General features: G+C 72.2%; 17 protein-coding genes and 1 pseudogene. 5 read left to right on the top strand and 13 right to left on the bottom strand.

Annotation, left to right across the window (positions count from 1 at the left end):
* Nucleotides 1-33: 33 nt before the first annotated feature.
* Both ACFVT5_RS17205 and ACFVT5_RS17200 read left to right on the top strand, forming a co-directional pair.
* Nucleotides 34-867: an NmrA family transcriptional regulator gene (locus tag ACFVT5_RS17205; RefSeq protein ID WP_389887595.1), complete on the top strand. Its 834-nt coding sequence runs from the start codon at nucleotides 34-36 to the stop codon at nucleotides 865-867.
* A gap of 139 nt (nucleotides 868-1,006) precedes the next feature.
* Complete coding sequence (locus ACFVT5_RS17200; RefSeq protein ID WP_389887592.1) at nucleotides 1,007-1,651, top strand: hypothetical protein; 645 nt, start codon at nucleotides 1,007-1,009, stop codon at nucleotides 1,649-1,651.
* A 15-nt stretch (nucleotides 1,652-1,666) separates the two neighbouring features.
* Here ACFVT5_RS17200 and ACFVT5_RS17195 read toward each other — a convergent pair whose 3' ends face one another.
* From ACFVT5_RS17195 to ACFVT5_RS17175, 5 genes are all read right to left on the bottom strand, one after another.
* Complete coding sequence (locus ACFVT5_RS17195; RefSeq protein WP_389887589.1) at nucleotides 1,667-2,371, bottom strand: peptide deformylase; 705 nt, start codon at nucleotides 2,369-2,371, stop codon at nucleotides 1,667-1,669.
* A gap of 84 nt (nucleotides 2,372-2,455) precedes the next feature.
* On the bottom strand, nucleotides 2,456-3,913 hold the full coding sequence (locus ACFVT5_RS17190; RefSeq protein ID WP_389887586.1) for a flotillin family protein: 1,458 nt from the start codon (nucleotides 3,911-3,913) through the stop codon (nucleotides 2,456-2,458).
* A gap of 138 nt (nucleotides 3,914-4,051) precedes the next feature.
* On the bottom strand, nucleotides 4,052-4,576 hold the full coding sequence (locus ACFVT5_RS17185; RefSeq protein WP_389887584.1) for a hypothetical protein: 525 nt from the start codon (nucleotides 4,574-4,576) through the stop codon (nucleotides 4,052-4,054).
* Nucleotides 4,577-4,723: 147 nt separating this feature from the next.
* Entirely contained in the window at nucleotides 4,724-6,616 is a 1,893-nt protein-coding gene (locus tag ACFVT5_RS17180) for an NAD-binding protein (RefSeq protein ID WP_389888185.1), read from the bottom strand.
* 148 nt (nucleotides 6,617-6,764) lie between these two features.
* Nucleotides 6,765-7,256: a nitroreductase family deazaflavin-dependent oxidoreductase gene (locus tag ACFVT5_RS17175; protein WP_389887582.1), complete on the bottom strand. Its 492-nt coding sequence runs from the start codon at nucleotides 7,254-7,256 to the stop codon at nucleotides 6,765-6,767.
* Between the two features lie 222 nt (nucleotides 7,257-7,478).
* On the opposite strand from ACFVT5_RS17175, the gene ACFVT5_RS17170 reads away from it, so the two are divergent.
* Entirely contained in the window at nucleotides 7,479-8,477 is a 999-nt protein-coding gene (locus ACFVT5_RS17170; RefSeq protein ID WP_389888182.1) for a PP2C family protein-serine/threonine phosphatase, read from the top strand.
* 25 nt (nucleotides 8,478-8,502) lie between these two features.
* Here ACFVT5_RS17170 and ACFVT5_RS17165 read toward each other — a convergent pair whose 3' ends face one another.
* The 3 genes from ACFVT5_RS17165 to ACFVT5_RS17155 all read right to left on the bottom strand — a co-directional run bounded on the left by ACFVT5_RS17165 (nucleotide 8,503) and on the right by ACFVT5_RS17155 (nucleotide 10,646).
* Nucleotides 8,503-9,267, bottom strand: coding sequence for a DUF2470 domain-containing protein (locus ACFVT5_RS17165; protein WP_389887579.1), 765 nt, complete (start codon nucleotides 9,265-9,267; stop codon nucleotides 8,503-8,505).
* A gap of 127 nt (nucleotides 9,268-9,394) precedes the next feature.
* Nucleotides 9,395-10,132 carry a hypothetical protein gene (locus ACFVT5_RS17160; RefSeq protein ID WP_389887576.1) on the bottom strand — a complete coding sequence of 246 codons (738 nt, stop codon included), beginning with the start codon at nucleotides 10,130-10,132 and terminating at the stop codon, nucleotides 9,395-9,397.
* A complete protein-coding gene (locus ACFVT5_RS17155) occupies nucleotides 10,125-10,646 on the bottom strand; it encodes a SigE family RNA polymerase sigma factor (protein ID WP_389887573.1) in 522 nt (173 codons plus the stop codon). Before ACFVT5_RS17155 ends, ACFVT5_RS17160 begins: the two co-directional genes overlap by 8 nt.
* 378 nt (nucleotides 10,647-11,024) lie before the next feature.
* Here ACFVT5_RS17155 and ACFVT5_RS17150 point away from each other — a divergent pair, with 378 nt between their 5' ends.
* Nucleotides 11,025-11,486, top strand: a complete 462-nt coding sequence (locus ACFVT5_RS17150; RefSeq protein ID WP_389887570.1) for a subtilase-type protease inhibitor — start codon at nucleotides 11,025-11,027, stop codon at nucleotides 11,484-11,486.
* A gap of 133 nt (nucleotides 11,487-11,619) precedes the next feature.
* Here ACFVT5_RS17150 and ACFVT5_RS17145 read toward each other — a convergent pair whose 3' ends face one another.
* Both ACFVT5_RS17145 and ACFVT5_RS17140 read right to left on the bottom strand, forming a co-directional pair.
* Nucleotides 11,620-12,492 (bottom strand): putative protein N(5)-glutamine methyltransferase, encoded by an 873-nt coding sequence (locus ACFVT5_RS17145; protein ID WP_389887568.1) that lies wholly within the window; start codon nucleotides 12,490-12,492, stop codon nucleotides 11,620-11,622.
* Between the two features lie 191 nt (nucleotides 12,493-12,683).
* A pseudogene (locus tag ACFVT5_RS17140) lies at nucleotides 12,684-12,875 on the bottom strand (DUF5133 domain-containing protein); the annotation flags it as partial.
* A 260-nt stretch (nucleotides 12,876-13,135) separates the two neighbouring features.
* Between ACFVT5_RS17140 and ACFVT5_RS17135 the strand changes: the two are divergent.
* Nucleotides 13,136-13,717, top strand: coding sequence for an ATP-binding protein (locus ACFVT5_RS17135; RefSeq protein ID WP_389887565.1), 582 nt, complete (start codon nucleotides 13,136-13,138; stop codon nucleotides 13,715-13,717).
* 76 nt (nucleotides 13,718-13,793) lie between these two features.
* Here ACFVT5_RS17135 and ACFVT5_RS17130 read toward each other — a convergent pair whose 3' ends face one another.
* The 3 genes from ACFVT5_RS17130 to ACFVT5_RS17120 form a co-directional block, all read right to left on the bottom strand.
* The gene (locus tag ACFVT5_RS17130; RefSeq protein WP_389887563.1) at nucleotides 13,794-14,792 is read right to left on the bottom strand and encodes a phosphotransferase; all 999 of its coding nucleotides are present in this window, start codon (nucleotides 14,790-14,792) and stop codon (nucleotides 13,794-13,796) included.
* Nucleotides 14,793-14,876: 84 nt separating this feature from the next.
* Entirely contained in the window at nucleotides 14,877-15,314 is a 438-nt protein-coding gene (locus tag ACFVT5_RS17125) for a nitroreductase family deazaflavin-dependent oxidoreductase (RefSeq protein WP_389887560.1), read from the bottom strand.
* Between the two features lie 48 nt (nucleotides 15,315-15,362).
* The gene (locus ACFVT5_RS17120) at nucleotides 15,363-17,339 is read right to left on the bottom strand and encodes an RICIN domain-containing protein (RefSeq protein ID WP_389887557.1); all 1,977 of its coding nucleotides are present in this window, start codon (nucleotides 17,337-17,339) and stop codon (nucleotides 15,363-15,365) included.
* Nucleotides 17,340-17,702 lie beyond the last annotated feature (363 nt).

The following is a 17,702-nucleotide window of genomic DNA, read 5'->3' as shown; positions in this document are numbered from 1 at the left end:
GGGCCGGGGGGTGGTCGGCGGTTGGGTAGGGGCATGACGAACTCAGTGAACGCACAGGACAGCACGACCCTGGTCATCGGCGGGACCGGGAAGACCGGGCGCCGTGTCGCCGAGCGGCTCACCGCGCGTGGGCTGCCGGTCCGTATCGGATCCCGATCGGGTGAGCCGCCCTTCGTGTGGGAGGACCCCGCCACCTGGGAACCGGCCCTCGAAGGTGTCGGCTCCGTCTACATCACGTACTACCCGGACCTCGCGTTCCCGGGCGCCGCCGAGGCCGTGGGGGCGTTCTCCCAGGTCGCCGTGGACCGGGGCGCCCGCCGGCTGGTGCTCCTGTCGGGGCGCGGTGAGGAAGGCGCCCGGATCAGCGAGGACAAGGTCAAGGAGTCCGGCGCCGACTGGACGGTGGTCCGGGCCAGTTGGTTCGACCAGAACTTCGACGAGGGCTTCTTCCTGGACTCGGTGCTCTCCGGCGAGATCGCCCTGCCGACCGGCGACGCGGTGGAGCCCTTCGTGGACGCCGACGACATCGCCGACGTGGTCGTCGCCGCCCTGGTCGAGGGCGGCCGGCACATCGGCAGGACCTATGAACTCTCCGGTCCCCGGCTGCTCAGCTTCTACGACGTGGCCGCCGAACTCTCCAAGGCCACCGGGCGCGAGATCACCTACGTACCCGCCACCGACGAAGCCTTCCGCGCCTATCTGACGGAGAACGGGCTGCCCGTCGACTTCGCCGACCTCTTCGACCTCCTGATCGACGGCCGCAACGCCCACCTGGTGCACGGAGTGCGCGAGGCGATCGGCCGGGAACCGCGCGACTTCTCCGCCTACGCGCAGGACGCGGCGGCGGCCGGAGCCTGGAAAGTGTGACGGATCGGAAGGGCGATCCATCGGAAGGACGACCCGTCGAAAGGGTGACCGGTCCGAAGGGTGACCCATCGGAAAAGTCACCCGCGCGGGGGACCCCGGCCGGGTGCGCGGTGGACGGCCCGTCGGCCATGATGCGGTCGTGCACCGCTCACTCGCCGCTGTCGGCGTCACCTGTCTGATGGTCGCGATCACCTGTACCGCGTGCGCGCGGGAGGACATCACCGACAACGCGGCGGCGGCCCCCGCGTCCACCCCGGCCGCCGGTGCGGAACAGGCCGTCGCCGCCGTCCCGTCGCCGGTCCGGCAAGGGGCGGGGTACCTGGGCGACAGCAGCGCCCTCGACCTGCCGGTGCCGGATCGGCCGCCGATGTCCCGGGCGCCCGACAGATCAGGGGCGCCGCAGTCGGCGGCGCAACTGACGGTCACCCCGGACGCCGTGGTCACCGACGCGCGCCCCGCATCCGGCGGCGGACGCCGACCGGCCGACGGAGAGCACTGGGACGCCGTCCGCGTCGACGTCACCAACACCGGCTGGGACACGTACGAGGGACCCATCGGTGACGCCTTCACGCTGCTCGACTCCGGCGGACGCGGTCACCGGCCGGTGCCCGGGGTGGCCGGGCTCACGGTCGGTGAGCCGCTCGACCCGCGCGGGCGGCTGCTCCTCGGCGAACGGGCCGACGGCTGGGTCACGTTCTCGCTGCCCGCCGACGCCACGGCGAGCGAACTCCGGTTCCGGCATCCGGGCGGGGCGCCGGACGACGATGCCCGCTGGCACCTCTAGACGGCCCGTCACGCCTTACGCGCTGTCGCCCTCGGGCAAGGGGAAACCGAGTGCCGCCGCGGCCTCCGTGGGCGTCGGCTGCGTCCAGCGTTCCGCCATCGCCCGCGCCGACGACAGCGAACGAAGCTCCGCCCGGTCCAGATACAGCGTGCCGTCGAGATGGTCGGTCTCGTGCTGGACGATCCGGGCCGGCCAGCCCGCGAACTCCTCGTCCACCGCCCGCCCGTGCTCGTCCAGCGCCCGCAGCCGCACCCGCGCGTACCGGGCCACGACCGCCTGCCACCCGGGCACACTCAGACAGCCCTCGAAGAACGCGGCACGCGCCGTACCCACCGGCTCGTACGCGGGATTGACCAGCACACGGAACGGCAGCGGCACCCGGCCGCGCGCATCGCCGATCTCCGGCGGCACCGGCGCCGGGTCCTCGACGACCGCGAGCCGCAGCGGCACACCGACCTGCGGGGCGGCGAGGCCGACGCCGGGCGCCGCGCGCATCGTGTCCCGCATCGCCGAGACGAACGCGGCGAGGCGTACGGGGTCCAACTGGCCGTCGAACGGCTGCGTGGGGCGGCGTAGGACCGGGTCGCCCGCGGCGACGATCGGCAGCGGCCCGGGAACGGCCAGCAACTCGTCGACGAGGGCGACGAGATCGCCTGGCGTGGCGGGATCGACGGTCGGGGCGGGTGTGGCGGGGTCGCGGCGTCCGGCGGGCGATGTCATGCCGTCAGGATGCCAAACGGGGCGCGGGGCGAGTGCCGATCCCTCTCGACAGTCGCCCCGCGCCCCGCTGTGTACGACGCGTCCTCAGTCGCTCAGCTCGATCTTTCCGTTGACCTTGCTGCCGCCCGCGGTCTCGGCCGTCACCTCGGCGACACCGGCGCCCTTGTCGGACGTGCCGCCCCGCGCCATGTTCTTCAGCAGCGCGGCGAGGTCGACTCCCGTGGTGGAGCTGAGGAGTTCGACGCCCTGGGCGACGTTGTCGGCGACCGTACGGGACAGCTGGCTCGCGCCGTCCGTGGAGATCACCGTCAGCTTGTCGACGGCGCTCAGCGGCTCCGACGCCTTGGCGACGACCTGCGGCAGCACCTCGACCAGCATCTGGAGCACCGCCGCGTCGCCGTACTGCGCGAACGCGTCCGCCTTCTTACGCATGGCCTCCGCCTCGGCGGCACCCTTCGCGCCGATCGCTGCGGCCTCGGCCTCACCCTCGATGCGGACGGCGTCGGCGAGCGCGGCGCGGTGCGCCTTCTCGCCCTCACCGGTGAGCCGGGACCGCTGCGCGTCCGCCTCGGCCTCCTTGACCTGCGCGATCCGCCGGGCCTCGGCCTCCTGCTCGGCCTGGTAGCGGGCCGCGTCGGCGGGCTTACGGATCTGGGTGTCCAGCTCGCGGTCGGTCAGCGCGGCCTGCCGCTCGGCGACCTTCTCCTGCTCGCTGAGGACCTGCTGGCGCCGTGCGGCCTCGGCGAGCGGGCCCGCCGCGTTCGCCGTCGCCGCGGCCTCGTCCGTCTGCGCCTTGATCTCGGCCTGCTTCAGGTACAGGGTCCGCTGCGCGACCGCGATCTCTTCCTCGGCCTTGAGCCGCGCCTGCTCGGCGGCGCGCCGGGCGACCGCCTCGGCGATATCGGCCTCCTGCTTGGCACGGGCGGCCTCGGGGCGGCCCAGGTCCTCCAGGTAGGAGCCCTCGGTGGTGATGTCCTGGATCTGGAAGGCGTCGAGGACGAGGCCCTGCCCGGACAGGCTGGCCTCCGCCTCCTCGGCGACCTGACCGGCGAACGCGGCCCGGTCCCGGATGATGTCCTCGACCGACATCCGGCCGACGATGGAGCGCAGGGCGCCCGAGAGGACCTCCTGCGTGAAGCCGACGATGCCGCCCTGCTGTGCGAGGAACCGCTGGGCCGCGGCGCGGATGGAGTCCTCGGTGCCGCCGACCTTGACGATCGCGACGCCTTCGAGGTTGGCCTTCACACCGCGCAGCGTGACCGCGCCGCGTACGGCGATCGGAATGTGCCGGCTGGACAGGTCGAGCGTGAACTTCTGCTGCACGAACGGCACGACGAACACGCCGCCGCCGACCACGACCTTCTGGCCGCTGTTGTCCGTGAACACCCGCCCGGTCTCCGGGTCGGTGGCCTTCTTGCCGCGCCGGCCGGTGACGATGAAGGCTTCGCTGGGCCCGGCGACCTTGTAGCGCGTGACGGTGATGAGAGCGAGCAGGACGACGAGTACGACGATTCCGATGACGGATATGGCGACTGGGCTCATGAGGAGATCCCCCCTGCCTTCCGGGCCTTCCGGGGACGGCAGATCGAAGCGGTACGTGTGGGTGTGCGTAGGTATGGGTGCGCTAGGTGTAGATGTGGTGATCTGAGCGGTGGTACGTGGGGGTGGGGGAGCGGGCGGTCAGTCGCCCTCGGTGTGCACGGGCCGGACCACGACCGAGGTGGGCGTGGGCGCCGCCTCGACCCAGACCTCGGCGCCGTAGGCGACGGCGACCGCGCTGCGGGCCGAGAACTTCATCGGCTGGCCCCCGAGGCGGACCATGACCTCGCCGTAGCCGTTGACCGGGATCGCGGTGACGACACTGCCCGCGGTGCCCACGAGGTCGTCGCCCCGGGGCGTGGTGGCGGTCTGGTCCCGCATCAGGGCCCTGCTGAAACGCCAGGTGAGCCACGCCGCGCCGGTGCCGGCCGCCGCGCCCGCGACGGTCGCCGGGCCCGCGCCGAGTGAGGTGACGCCGAGCACGATGGCTCCGCCGAAGCCGAGCATCGACACGAATCCGGCGATCACCGGCAGGGACAGGAGCCCGTCGAAGAATCCGTCGAGGACACCTACGCCGCCGAAGAGCCCTTCGAGGACACCGTCGAAGACGAGGGAGAGCGCGAGGACGGCGAGGCCCGCGATACCCAAACCGAGAAACCAGGTCATCGTTGACCCCCCTCCGCGTGCTCTCTTCCTTGGCCCTCGCAATGATCGCATGAACACGCCAGAAGACACATTGCCGGGATCCGGCAGTCTTTGCAGTTCTTTGATGCCGGGCACTCGGCGCTCGGCGCTCGGCCTGACCGGTCCCGGTCAGTGCGGTGGGGTGGCTCCTGTCATGGTGTCGGGGCGGTGGCCCAGGAGGTCGGCCAGGCCGCGGCGGGTGGCGGCGACCACCACGCGGTCCTCGGGGCGCAGTACGTATCCGGGGTGCAGTTCCCAGAGGAGTCGGGGTGGGGTCGCGGTGCCCCGGGCGTCGGGCGGCGGGGCCGGCGCGGGGATCGTGGGGGTCGCCCCGGCGGACCCGGTGTCCAGGGCCAGTACCCGCCACGCCCCGGGCCGGAACGCCTCCGCGACCGTACGGCCCGCCAACTGCGCGTGCCCGGCGACCTCGACGGCGGCGATGAGCAGTACCCGCCGCTCGACGGGGATCGCCCCCAGGATCTGCCGCCCCATCATCGCCCCGGCGAAGGCGGGCGCCGCGAGATAGGAGACGCTGCGGCTGCGCGTGGTCGCGCGCGGATGCGCCGTCCGCAGGGTCCGGTACACGGCGGTCGCGAAGTCGTCGTCGTACAGCCGCATCACCACCCGCAGCGTGGGGTCGACCGACCTGGCGTACAGCGCGGCCTCCAGATTCGTGGTGTCGACGCTGGTCAGCGCGAGCAGCGAGTGCGCCCGGTGCACCTTGGCCGCTTCGAGTACGCCCTCCTGCGTCACGTCACCGAGTACGACCGGAACCCGTAGCCGCCGCGCCAGCGCCAGCCCGCGCGCGTCCGGGTCGGACTCGACGCACACCACGGGGATGTCGAGTTCGCGCAGCCGGGCCAGTACCCGGGTACCGATCTTGCCGAGGCCCAGCAGGACGACATGCCCGGACAGCCCGCGCGGCGGCCTGCGGACCGCCGAACCGCTGCGGAAGGTGCCGAGCGCCTCAAGAACCGCCGCGAACAGCACCGGGAGCAGCAGCAACCCGACCAGACCGGAAAGGAGTTGAAGGATCTGACGGGCGGCGGGTTCGCCGGTGGCGGGCTCGTTGATGGAGAACAGGTCGAGCACGGTGAGATACACGGCGTGCAGCGGATAGTCGCGGTCGCTGGTGGTGAGCATCGCGGCGATCGCGAGCGCCAGCACCGCGGCGACCAGGCCGGCGAACGACCAGCGCAGCCGCCGCGACAGCAGATACCCGAGCGGCACGCTCCGCCCGCTCGGCAGGTTCGGTCCCGAGTACGACACGGTCTCCAGGACGACCCGCCCCCGCGCGGCCCCCGCCGCCACCGTCTCCTCGTCGGGCAGGAGTTGGGGCCCCGGCACGCCCCCGTCGGGTGCCGGTTCGGCGGACGGGTCCGACAGGAGCGCCAGGGTGCAGATCTCGGACCCGCCGGGAGCCGCGGGCCCCGGGCCCGTACGCTCGGCGGCCCGCAGGATCAGCCCCTCGGCCTCGACCACCTTGCTGGTGCCCGCGACGGCCGCCGCCGCGAGCGCCGGGGCGGCCGTGTCCGCGTCGGACAGGATCGTCGTCGAGGCGTCGAACGCTCGCGGATCCGTCCCGGGCGTCGCGAGCGCCGCCGCCTGGTCGAGCACGGCCTCCAGATACTGGCCGAGCCTGCGGTTGTAGAGCCGGATCACCAGCCGCAGCCGGGGGTTGAGCCGGCGCGCGGCAAGTGCCGTACGGATGTTGGTCTCGTCGTCGTCGTGCACCAGCGCGAGTGCCGCCGCCCGTTCGACGCCCGCGTCGGCGAGTACCTCGTCGGTGAGTTCGTCGGCCTCCAACAGCCGCTCGGACGCGGCCGGTTCGCCGATGCCCGCCGCCCGGTTCATCGCGGCGGACATCCGCCCGATGAGCGCCGACGCGCGGGCCCGGCCCACCACGGTCGGGCTCACGCTCCGGCCCGCGGGCGGCAGCACGAGCGTCACGTGTGAGCCGTACACGGACCGGAGTTCGGTGGCGAGGCGTCGCGCGAGGGCGTCGTCGCCGCAGACGACCATGTGTCCGGAGGGGGCGGCTGATGGTTGCGTGGGGAGAGCGGGCACGAGGAGTAAGACTGCCGTACGCCGTCCACGGTTTCACGTCCTTCGCGATCTTTCCGGATCCCGGTGGGTGGTGCGGGTCCGCGGTGCCGGAGCCGCGGGGCGCTCAGAGCCGTCGTACCGGTGTCACCTCGACGAACGGGATCAGGTCGCGGCCGACCCGGTAGAAGTCCTCCACCGTGCCGTCCGTCTCGATGCCGCACACATCCATCAGCCGCCGCGCGGTCCTCGGGTGCCGGGGCGCGTATCCGGCCATCGCGCGGCCCGACTCCTCCGGGCCCATGGCACGGGCGACCGCCGCGACACGGTGCCGTCCGACCTGGACGGTGACATCGGGTGTCACACGGACATTGCGGTACCACTGCGCGCCGGGGCCGAATGCGGACGCCAGGTGGTACGCGCCGGTCGCCCGGTCCCGTCCGGTGATCTCCAGGACCGCCTGACGGGGCTCGCCCGAGGTGCGGCCGGTGTGCGTCAGGAGGAGGAACCGGTGGCCGAGCAGGGCGCCCAAGTGCCAGCGGTAGAGCAGGATCGGGGCGCGGGCCACGCGTCGTCGCCAGCCCGTCGGTGACGGCGTCTCCCGGACCTTGCGCGCCATGGTGCCCCTTTCGCCGGCGGTCCGGATTTCCGGCCGACCGGCCTCGATTCGATAACGGCGCCGTGGCGGGAACCCGTCGGCACGGAGACCTTTGCATAGTCTCCCTTCGGGAAGGGGCCAAGGGGGTCAGGGGTGAGCAATCCAGGGCGAATACGGCGTGTCGGCGCGGGAGACGCCTCCGGTACCGGTCACGCGGTGCTCTCCGTGCTGCCGTTCGCCGTGATGGCCGTCGTGGCCGGAGTCGATCTGTCGCTCGGTCCCGGGGTCGGTCTGCTGCCCCTCGTCTCGCTCGGTCCCGCCTTCGGCGGACTGGTCGGCGGCTGGCGCCGTACGGCCCTGATCGGCTTCCTCGCCCTGCTCCTGTGCTACGGACTCGGCGTGTACAACGGCCTGTTCGAGAACCGGCGCGGTTTCACCGCCGTCGCGTCGGTCGCCGGGGTCACCGTGGCGGGCGTCGTGGCGGCGGTGACGCGGCAGCGCCGCGAGGCCGAACTGGCCAATGTCCGCTCGATAGCGGAGGTCGCCCAACGGGTCCTGCTCCGCCCGGTGCCGCGCAGCGCGGGCCATCTGCGGGCCGCCGTCTCGTACATGTCGGCGGTTGCCGAGGCCCGGATCGGCGGTGATCTGTACGAGGTGGTGCCGAGGCCCGGCGGGGTCCGCGTCATCATCGGTGACGTCCAGGGCAAAGGACTCGACGCGGTGGAGACGGCGGCCGTGGTACTCGGCGCGTTCCGCGAGGCGGCGTACGACGAGGACGGGTTGCCGGCGGTCGGCGCGCGGGTGGAACGGGCCGTGGACCGCGCGCTCCAGGGCGAGAAGTTCGTCACCGCCCTCATCGGCGAGATCAGCCCCGGCGGCGGCGTGACCTTCCTCAACTACGGGCACACGGCGCCGATGGTGATCCGCGCCGGCGGCCAGGTCGAGTTCCCCGAGCCGCCCCAGTTCGCGCTGCCGCTCGGCCTCGGCATCCACGGCACCGAGTCCCCCCGGCCGTTCCGCGTGGACTTCGGCGCCGGCGACCAACTCCTGCTCCACACCGACGGCGTCACCGAGGCACGCGACGCCGGGGGCCGCTTCTACCCCCTCGGACAGCGCGCCCACTTCCTGAAGGACCCCGACCCGGAAACGGCCCTGGACACCCTCCGCGAGGACCTGCTCCAGCACGCGGCCGGCCCCCTCCACGACGACGCGGCCCTGCTGCTGCTCCGATACCGCGACTGACGCCGGACGGACCGGGCCGCGGCCTTCAGTCCTCCGGCAGCGGCCGGAGTACCGGGCGCCGCAGGGCGCGGGCCGAGGCGATCAGGACGTGCATCCGCTCGGTGACCTGGGCCAGGCTGTCCGCGGGCCGATGGAACGGCAGCCGTACGTCGGCGTGTCCCCGGGCCCGCTCCAGCCGGAGGGTCAGCCCGTGCCGGTCGAGCGCGAGCGGCTGCACCCGCACCACACCGTGCAGACTCTCGGCGTCCACGAGCCGCGTCAGCCACTCGACGGCCTCCCCGTGCGCGTCGGCGAGATGCGTCAGCAGATGCGCCTCAGCCGTGGCCAGGGGATCGGGCACGGCCCGCGTGAACTCGCCCGGGTCGATGCCGATATGACCGCCCGGCGCGTGCAGCACCACGCACGACACCTTGAACGCGAGATGCGCCCCTTTTTCTCCCTCGGCCCCACAGGCGCCCTCGGCCCCCGCGTCGGCGTCGGCGTCGGTGACGAACCGGCCGGACAGCCACAGCCGCGACCGGATGCGGTCCCGTACCGGCACCGGCGAGGCGTCGCAGAACTCCAGGAGCGCGGTGGGCTCGCCGCGCGGCGCGCACACCGCGGCGGCGGCGAGCGCGCTGTCCTCGGGGGCGCACAGCCGTACCCCGCCGTCCTCGGTGACGGTGTGCGCCCCGACGAGTTCCTCGCGCCAGTTCTCCGTCGTCACCGCGCAGGACCATGCGGCGGCGAGCACCGACCGCGCCCGTTCCGCCGCGGTGGGGGCGGTCGCGACAGCCTGACGGACACCCATCCGTACCTCCATGATTAGGTAAGCCTTGCCTAACCTAGCGGAGGTGGGAGTGCGAAGGCCAGGGCGCGACACGGCGGCGCCACGGGCTCGCGGTCACTTCACCTATGCGGTCACTTCACCTATGCGGTCACTTCAGATACGCGGTTGTCTTCGGCACCGGCGTGCCACCTTCGCCGAACCGCGCGGACTGGACGATGCCCTGGGCCAGACGCATCAGCTCGTCCGGCGGGTCGTTGTCGCACACCGTCGCCTGGATCGCCCGCCCGTTGCCCTCGGCATCGTCCGGCGCTGTCAACGCCCAGCTCATCCGGGCCTTCATGCCGAACGTGTCGCAGCCGGTGTCCTTCACGTCGAGGGGCGAGAGCTGGGCGACGCTCCCGGCCAGGTGTGTGGGATCGTCGGTCAGTCGGAAGGCGACGACGAGCTGGACATCCGGGAAGCCCGTCTCCGGGTCGGGTGTCGGACAGTCCTCCCCGAAGAGGGGGGCGTCGCACGGCGGTTGGAACGTCAGCTTCTGACTGCTCACATATCCGATGGTGGGCACGTCCGTCGGGGGGGCGAAGGTCACCGAGTCCCAGCCGTCGGGCACGGCCATCACCAGATTCGCCAGGTCGGTGAACTGTGCGTCGAAGGTGGCCGGGGAGGACGCGGCGTGTGTCCCGGTGTCGGGCGCCGGCGCCCAGGGCCGCACCAGGCCGACGACGGCGACCGTGGCGGCGAACGCGCCGACCATAGCCGCCCGTCGCCGTCGGCGCAGGCTCACCCGCCGCCGGATCTGGGCCATTCGGTGGGGTGGCGCGTCCAGGCGGGGCGCCGCGCGGTCCAGAAGTACCCGCAACTCCTGCTCCAGATCGGGCTCACGCATGGACGTCATCCCCTTCGGCCTCGACGGGTTCCGGTACGGCGAGCTGGGCGCGCAGAACGCCCAGCGCCTTCCAGGTCTGACTCTTGACCGTGCCGGGCCGGCAGCCGAGGACCCGGGCCGTCTCCGCGACCCCCAGGTCCTCGAAGTACCGCAGGACCACCACGGCCCGCTGGCGCGGCGGCAGTTGGCGCAGCGCCTCGACCAGGGTCCGTTCCAGGTCGACCGTCGCGAACGCGTCGTCGCGCTCCGCCACTTCCGGCAACTCCCCATGCGGTATCTCGCCCCGCCAGCGCCGCTGCCACATCGACGCGTATGTGTTGAACAGCGCCGTGCGGACGTATCCCTCGGGGTTCTGGTCCGCGATCCGTTTCCAGCGCGGCCACACCTTCGCCAGGACCGTCTGCAACAGGTCTTCCGCGAGATGCGCGTCGCCCGTCAGAAGCCATGCCGCCCGCAACAGGCGTGGACCGCGCGCGGTGACGAACTCCTCGAAGTCCCTTACCGCCTCGTTCACCGTCGAGCCCCCGCCGTCGTGCCCTTGCCATCGTATGTACCAACACATCCCTTCAACCGGGTGAGGTGGCGCTTCGGTTGCCCCGGCCCGAAAGGAAATCCCCGCGACCTCCGCCGAAGCTCTCCACTCGGAATGTTTCAGGCCGATTACTGAAGGACGACATTCCGGCCAGACGGCCGAACGGAACTCCCCGCGCCCGCCTGGCTCCTGGATCCCCGGGGGCGCATTCCGTTACTTCGCGCCACTGATTCAATACGCAAGGTTACTGAAACGCAGGGGGTCGACGTGAATTCCGGCGCGGAACTCGGCAGACTCACGCTCGCCGACCAGGCACCGAACCACCAGGCACCTCCCTACCCGAGCGGAAGGATGCACACCATGCCGAACACCGCGCGCTGGGCAGCGACGGGAACGCTGATGACAGCGGCACTCTGCGGACCACTGACCGGCTCCGCACTCGCCGCCCCCGCCCCGGCGCCCGCGCTCGACGCGCCCGCCACCGCGTCCTCGGGCCTGTACGCGCCGTCAGCCCTCGTGCTCACGGTGGGACGCGGCACGCGTGCGACGAGCGCGGTACCCGAGCGCGCCGTCACGTTGAGCTGCGCGCCCACGGCGATCGGCACCCACCCGGCCGCCGAGCGGGCCTGTGCCGAACTGACCCTGGCCGCCGGTGACTTCGACGCCCTGCCGGCCGCTGGTCCCGGCCCGTGCACCCGGCAGTACGACCCGGTCGTCGTCACCGTGGAAGGCGTCTGGCGGGGCCACCGGGTCACGTACGAGCGGACCTTCGGCAATGAATGCGTGAAGAACGCCCAGGAGTCGGCCTTCTTCACGTTCTGAGACCGGGACCTTGCGCGGCCGCGGTCCGTGGGGGGCCACGGCCGCGCGCGTGGGGGGTCCCAGTGGGGGACCGGCCGGGTGGGGTTTGACCCCCGCCCGGCCGGTCGAGCACCAGCCGAGGGCGGCGCGGACTTCAGCGGTCCGCGCCACCCCGGCCAACTCGGTCGGCCCGGCCACCCGGGCGGGTGCCGATGACGACGGTCGCGTACAGCTCGTCGGAGTGCTCCACGCGCGCGAGGAGCCCGTCGCGCTGGAACACCTCGACGGCGTGGGGCGCCTGGCGTTCGCCGGTCTCCACGAACAGATGGCCGCCGGGCGCCAGCCAGCGGGTCGCTTCGGCCGTCACCCGGCGCAGGACGTCGAGCCCGTCGGCCCCGCCGTCGAGCGCCACCAGCGGTTCGTGCTCGCGGGCCTCGGGCGGCAGCAGTCCGACCTCGTCGGACGGCACGTACGGCACGTTGGCGAGCAGGATGTCGACCCGGCCGCGCAGCCCGGCGGGCAGCGGCGCGAACAGGTCGCCCTCGAACACCTCGCCCCCGGTGACATTGCGGCGGGCGCAGGCAACGGCGGCGGGGTCGACGTCGGACGCGTACCACTCGGCCTGGTCCAGATCCGCGACCAGCGCGGCGCCGACCGCGCCGGAGCCGCAGCACAGGTCGACGACGACGGCGCCCGACCGGGGCGCGAGGCGCACGGCACGGTCGACGAGGAACTCGGTACGGCGGCGCGGTACGAACACTCCGGGGTCGACCGTGATCCGCAGTCCGTGGAACTCGGCCCAGCCCAGGACGTGTTCGAGCGGAAGACCGGCCGCGCGGCGCTCCACCATCGCGGAGAGTTCCGCCGGGGTCCGGGCGGTGGACAGGAGCAGCCGCGCCTCGTCCTCGGCGAACACACACCCGGCGACGCGCAGCGTGGCCACGACCACGGACAGGGCCGGGGACGAGGGGCGCGGTACGGAAGGAGACGGGGAAGGCGAAGGCGAGGTTGGCGGTGGGACCGTCATGGGGAAGGCATGCCTTTCGGGGAGCCGAAGGGCGCTCTCCCGGTCACCTAAGCGCGGTGGACCGCTCGGCCGAAAGGCGAGAGCACCCGGCCTGAACTGGCGGAAATGGGGCTCACCTCCCTGGTCGTTCCTCGCTGGGAAAGGGAACACTACCCGAGCGCGTCGGACACCGTACAGCGCCCCGTCCGCACCCGCAGATAGCGCTCCGCGGCGAGTTCCGCCTCGCGGGCGTTCTGCTGGCCCATCAGCACGCACAACGTGTACGCCGTGTCCTCGAACCGTGCGCGCGCCGCCTTGTTGGACGGATTGGCCAGCATCAGGCGTTCCCAGACCCGATACCGCTCCAGCAGACCGGCGACCTGTGGTTTGTCCGGCAGAAGCATCACAACGCTCACCTCCCGACGGCACTCGCGTCGACGCCGACATCTTCACCCCAAATGGCCCGGTCCTCCTGTCGGAGGGGCTCGCCACGCCGGAACTCCGCAGCCCGCACAAGGGAAATCCCTCTCGTGTTGCACGGGTGGAGTAATGGCCGCACTCTGGAGTAACTCAGAAGCTACAACCGCTCACGCTTCGTATTCGGGGCTCGTCCTGGGTGTGGCGAGAGGAAGCGACTGTGCTTCGCGGGTGAGGAGCCACGAAAATGAACGATCCGACCCATTGCTACTACTGCGTCGAGGTAGAGGCGCGTCAGGAACGGGTTGCGCAGATCAGACGCATTCTGTCCGCACATCTCAAGTACTGGAAACTTGATCTCCAGGTGGCGCCCGTGTGCCAGGGCGTCGACGAACTCCTGCTGAACGTCGTCGCGCACGCCGACGAGAAGAACGCCGTCGTCGAGCTGTGGTGGAACGGCAAGCACCTGATCGCGTCGGTGTCCGACAACGACGGGCGTCCGCCCCGCCTGCTCGGCCCCGCGCGCGGCGGCCTGGCGAAGGTCGCCGCGCTCAGCGACGGTTGGGGCACCTGCGGCACTCGGGGCGGCGGCAAGCTCGTCTGGTTCACGCGTCGTGTGGAGGCCGCCGAGCGGCTGCCGCTGAGCTGGCCGATCCCGTCCCCGGTCCTGCGCGAGGCCAAGCACCGTCCGAAGGGCCTCCCGGCCCTGGTGCCGGTGGGTGTCCCGGCCGAAGGCCGCGACACTCACGGGCGGGAGGCCGTGGCGGCGCGGGCGCTGCGCGGGCTGATCCCTTCGAGGGTGACGCGGTACGGGGACGCCTTGATGTAGCGGGACCACGTCCGGGGCCGGCGCGCACCTCCGCCGGCCCCGGACGCGTTCCCGTAGTGCGCTCCGGCAGCCCCAGCTAGGCGATTGCGTCGTCGTCCGTACACCCGGTGAGCCGCGCGAGTGTCCCGGTCAACCCTTCCCAGGACTGCTCGGCGTCGGCGGTCCGCGTGTGGGGCGCCCGGAACAGGTTCAGGTAGACGGACACGTCGTCCAGGTCCCAGCGCAGCCGGTACAGCGTGAGGGCGGCCGGATCGGGCACGTGCCCGGAGGCCGCCGCGTACCGCGCGAGGTCGTCCGCGTCACGGGCCACATGCCACAGATCGCGCTCCGGTACGGCGAGCCCCGCCGTGTCCCAGTCGACCAGCAGGGGCCGGGTGCCGAGCCGCAGCAGATTGCCGGGATGCGGTTCGCCGTGGGTGACCACGCGCGGTGCGTCCCGCTCGCGCAGCGCGGCGGCCTCCCGGTCGAACGCGGCCAGGCGGTGCCGGAACCCCACCGCGTGCTCGGTGACCAGGGCCCTCGCGGACTCGGCGTAGGGGCCACCGCTCCAGGGGCGATCCAGCTCCCCGAGCGCGGCCTCCAGGGCGGCGCGGGACGGCAGTTCGGGTGCCAGGACGGAGACGGAAGCGGGCGGCGCGGCCCGGTGCAGCTCCGCGAGGAGATCCAGGACGCGCCCGCGTTCCTCGGCGTCGAGTACCTGTCCGAACTCTCCGGAGGTCGCGTCGAGGAAGGGGAACACGCTGACGGCGTACCGCTCGTCGAGCCGCAGTACGGTCCCGCCGTCGGGCGTCCGCTCCGGTGCGACGACGAAGCCCAGGTCCTCGCGCAGGGACGCGGCGGTGTCCATGGCGCGCCGCAGTCCCCCGTACGCGGCCCGCGTGCCGGTTCCGCAGTGCGGCTTGTACGCCAGGTCGGCGACGGTGACGAACCACGGCCGCCCGCCGGTGTCGACGGCGGTCCAGTGATGGTCACCGAAGCCGACCGGCGCGTACGTCAGGGACGCTGCGTCGATCTTCCACGCGGTCAGGGCACGGCGCAGTGCGGACTCGTCGATGTCCGCGGGCTGGTCCTTCATACGCGCGAAGCTAGCGTGCCGGTCCGGGCCCCGGCACGCCGTTTTCCGGTGCCCCGGTGTCCGCTCCGGCACGCCGCTTCGGTGTCACCCGGTCGGCTCCAGGACGAAGACGGGGATCTGCCGGTCGGTCTTGGCCTGGTAGTCGGCGTAGTCCGGGTAGGCGGCGACGGCGCGGCTCCACCAGAGCGCCTTCTCCTCACCGGTGACCTCACGCGCGGTCATGTCCTGGCGGAGCGGCCCGTCCTGGAGTTCCACCCGGGAGTCGGCGACCAGGTTGTAGTACCAGACGGGGTTCTTCGGGGCGCCGCCGATGGACGCGACCACCGCGTACGTCCCCTCGTGTTCGACGCGCATCAGCGGGCTCTTGCGGAGCTTGCCGCTCTTGGCGCCGATCGACGTGAGGATGACGACGGGCAGGCCCCGCATCGTCGTTCCCTTGGTCCCGCCGGAGCCTTCGTACAGTTCGACCTGGTCGCGGGCGAACTGGCTGGGGCTCGGCTCGTACTCGCCTTCGAGCGGCATGGCGACTCCTTCGTCTTCGTGATGGCCGTGTCCCGCCACGGCGGGCGATCATGAGTCAACAATGACCGGTGGCGAAATCTTCCTCGCCTCGCTCGAACGGCGGTCACCTTCGTGCCGGGGGTCGTCCGCCGGAGCCGTGGTGCCGGCGCCGGCCCGCCGCGAGTCGGACCGGGGGACCGGCGGCGGTGCGTCCTCCTGGCCACCGTCCTGCTGCTCGTCGTCCTCCTGGCCGCCGTCCTGGTCACCGTTCTGCTGGTCGCCGTTCCGGCCGGTGTCCTGGTCTCCGTCCCCGTCCCCGTCCTCGGCCACGTCCTCGTTCCCCTGGGCGTCGTCGTTCGCCTTCTCCGGGGTGTCGGTGATCTTCCTGGTCTTCGGTGACGCCCCATCTGTCGGGGCGTTCTTGGCGGTCATCGGGATCGGGTCGATCAGCCACCGCTGTTCGGGGGACGCGTCGCGGATCTTGACCACCACGTCCGCGTCCTTCCCGGCACCGGTCGGAACGATGGCCAGGTCGTCGTCCCAACGGGTGATGAGCCGGCCCTGGACCGTCAGGTCGTAGCGCACGTCGTCCGCGTCGGCCGCTGTCGGCCCGACGCAGCGGCCGAGTGACACGGTGCCGTCGTCCGCGTGGGAGTTCAGGCACAGCCGCGTGTCGGCGAGGCTGCGCAGCAGTCCGTCGTCCTCGTACGCCCACTGCTGTGTCCGGGCCGTTGAACAGGCGGCCAGTGTGGTGCCGGCGCCGGACTCCGCCCTGCCGCCGATGACGTCGATGCACAGGTCGGCGGCGGCGTTGCGCAGTCTGCTGCGCAACGCGTCCACGGGAAGCCCGGCCGACGCGGGCGGCAGATCGGGCGAGGTGACGGGCGGGGTGACCGGCCCCGCGCCGGGCGCCGTACCGCTCGCGGCCCCGCCGGGTCCGGTGTCCTCGGCGCCGCTCGGCCAGAGACTGGCGGTCAGGATCGCGGCGGCCAGGACCGCCGAGCCGACTCCGATGCCCGCGACGACCGTCCTCGAATCGCGGCGGTGGGAACCGCCTTCGCGCCGGGGACCGCTCTGCACGATGACGGGCAGCAGTCGGTGCCGGCCCGCTCCCGCCGGTCGGGGCGGGGGACCGCCGGCGGCCCGGGACGGGAAGGCGGCGCGGGGGGAGCGCGTCGGGAATCCCGGACGGGACGAGAGGGACGGGGTGCGCCGGCGCTGCCGAGCGGCGAGATAGGGGCGGGCGCCCCAGCCGAGTACGGACTCGGCAAGAAGTACGCCCAATTTCCCGTTGAAATGGCTGAGTTGTTCGGCGGCCGACCGGCAGTGCCCACACGAGCGGAGATGTTGCTCCACATCGGGCAGAAGGGGGCCACCACGACGCATCGGTACGTCGAGGAGACGGTTGTAGTAACGGCATTCCTGAAGAGTCGACAGCTCGATATGGGCGCGTAGGCACGCTGTCCTGAATTGGTCGCGCGCCTGTTCCCTTTTGGTTTCCGCCTCGTCATTTTCCATGGCCAGCAGACCGGCCGGTACGGATAGCGGTTCGGCGTCGACCTCGGTGTGCCAGAGCAGGTACTGCGCCGTTCTCGACAAGGACCGGAATGCGCGCCCGGCGAGTTGCCTGTTCTCGGCGATCCGCACTCTTCCGCCGCCCGGATCCCGGCCGATGACCGGTACGCGGGCCTGCGGGAGCAGTACGGCGATGGTCGGGTCGGTGCTCCACGCCTTGGCCAAGTCCCGTACGCCGAGCAGGAACAGGGGCCGCAGGGCGAGCGCGGGCTCGGTCCTGCGGAGGTCGTCGAGAACCCGGCGGAAGGCCGCCGCCGCGAGCATCGGCGTGGTCTCGGGGGAGGCGGCGGAACAGATCGCCGCGTAGTCGTGGACGGGTTCCCAGTGGCGTATCAGCAGGGCCGCGACGGTGTGGGTGTCCTCATCGGCGGTGGAGGTCCTGAGGGTGGCGGTGAGGTCGTCGTCGGAGCGGCCGGGCGCTGACCCGGCGCTGGGCGGACGACTGGGGCGAGGGGGGTGCGGGGTCGGCACGGAGGTAGGTCCTTCCAGGGCGCACGGGGCACACAGAGGATCAGGCCGGCGAGAGAACGGCTCCGCCGGCGGCACGCTTTGCCGACGGCGCTCGGGGATGGGGCCTCGGCGTGACAGGCCGTGCGATGCCTCCGCCTGAGCGCCTTTTGGGGTCGGGCGGCAGGAAGACGTTCCCATCAAAGGGGGACCGATGGTGCTGACTCGGCCATTGCTCGTGCGGTAACGCTGTCACCCTGGCACATACGGCTCACGCGTAACAAGGGAAAAGAAGAAAGGGCCCGAACGAAAGGCGAGTTGCCCTTTGGGGCGGTCCGCCGAAGGGGTGACTTGCCTGCGAATCGGCGGTAGTTGACGATCCCGTCG

This window comes from Streptomyces sp. NPDC058001, assembly GCF_042886315.1.
Classification (GTDB): domain Bacteria; phylum Actinomycetota; class Actinomycetes; order Streptomycetales; family Streptomycetaceae; genus Streptomyces.
The sequence above is the reverse complement of the archived record's forward strand: the minus strand, read 5'-3'. Positions and strand labels throughout refer to the sequence as shown.

What these genes read in the sequence shown, in the direction of transcription:
- ACFVT5_RS17130 (WP_389887563.1), bottom strand. Translation starts at nt 14,792, where the DNA reads ATGAAGGACCAGCCCGCGGACATCGACGAGTCCGCACTGCGCCGTGCC.
- ACFVT5_RS17190 (WP_389887586.1), bottom strand. Translation starts at nt 3,913, where the DNA reads ATGAGCCCAGTCGCCATATCCGTCATCGGAATCGTCGTACTCGTCGTC.
- ACFVT5_RS17135 (WP_389887565.1), top strand. Translation starts at nt 13,136, where the DNA reads ATGAACGATCCGACCCATTGCTACTACTGCGTCGAGGTAGAGGCGCGT.
- ACFVT5_RS17145 (WP_389887568.1), bottom strand. Translation starts at nt 12,492, where the DNA reads ATGACGGTCCCACCGCCAACCTCGCCTTCGCCTTCCCCGTCTCCTTCC.
- ACFVT5_RS17150 (WP_389887570.1), top strand. Translation starts at nt 11,025, where the DNA reads ATGCCGAACACCGCGCGCTGGGCAGCGACGGGAACGCTGATGACAGCG.
- ACFVT5_RS17185 (WP_389887584.1), bottom strand. Translation starts at nt 4,576, where the DNA reads ATGACCTGGTTTCTCGGTTTGGGTATCGCGGGCCTCGCCGTCCTCGCG.
- ACFVT5_RS17165 (WP_389887579.1), bottom strand. Translation starts at nt 9,267, where the DNA reads ATGGGTGTCCGTCAGGCTGTCGCGACCGCCCCCACCGCGGCGGAACGG.
- ACFVT5_RS17180 (WP_389888185.1), bottom strand. Translation starts at nt 6,616, where the DNA reads ATGGTCGTCTGCGGCGACGACGCCCTCGCGCGACGCCTCGCCACCGAA.
- ACFVT5_RS17160 (WP_389887576.1), bottom strand. Translation starts at nt 10,132, where the DNA reads ATGCGTGAGCCCGATCTGGAGCAGGAGTTGCGGGTACTTCTGGACCGC.
- ACFVT5_RS17205 (WP_389887595.1), top strand. Translation starts at nt 34, where the DNA reads ATGACGAACTCAGTGAACGCACAGGACAGCACGACCCTGGTCATCGGC.
- ACFVT5_RS17125 (WP_389887560.1), bottom strand. Translation starts at nt 15,314, where the DNA reads ATGCCGCTCGAAGGCGAGTACGAGCCGAGCCCCAGCCAGTTCGCCCGC.
- ACFVT5_RS17195 (WP_389887589.1), bottom strand. Translation starts at nt 2,371, where the DNA reads ATGACATCGCCCGCCGGACGCCGCGACCCCGCCACACCCGCCCCGACC.
- ACFVT5_RS17170 (WP_389888182.1), top strand. Translation starts at nt 7,479, where the DNA reads ATGGCCGTCGTGGCCGGAGTCGATCTGTCGCTCGGTCCCGGGGTCGGT.
- ACFVT5_RS17175 (WP_389887582.1), bottom strand. Translation starts at nt 7,256, where the DNA reads ATGGCGCGCAAGGTCCGGGAGACGCCGTCACCGACGGGCTGGCGACGA.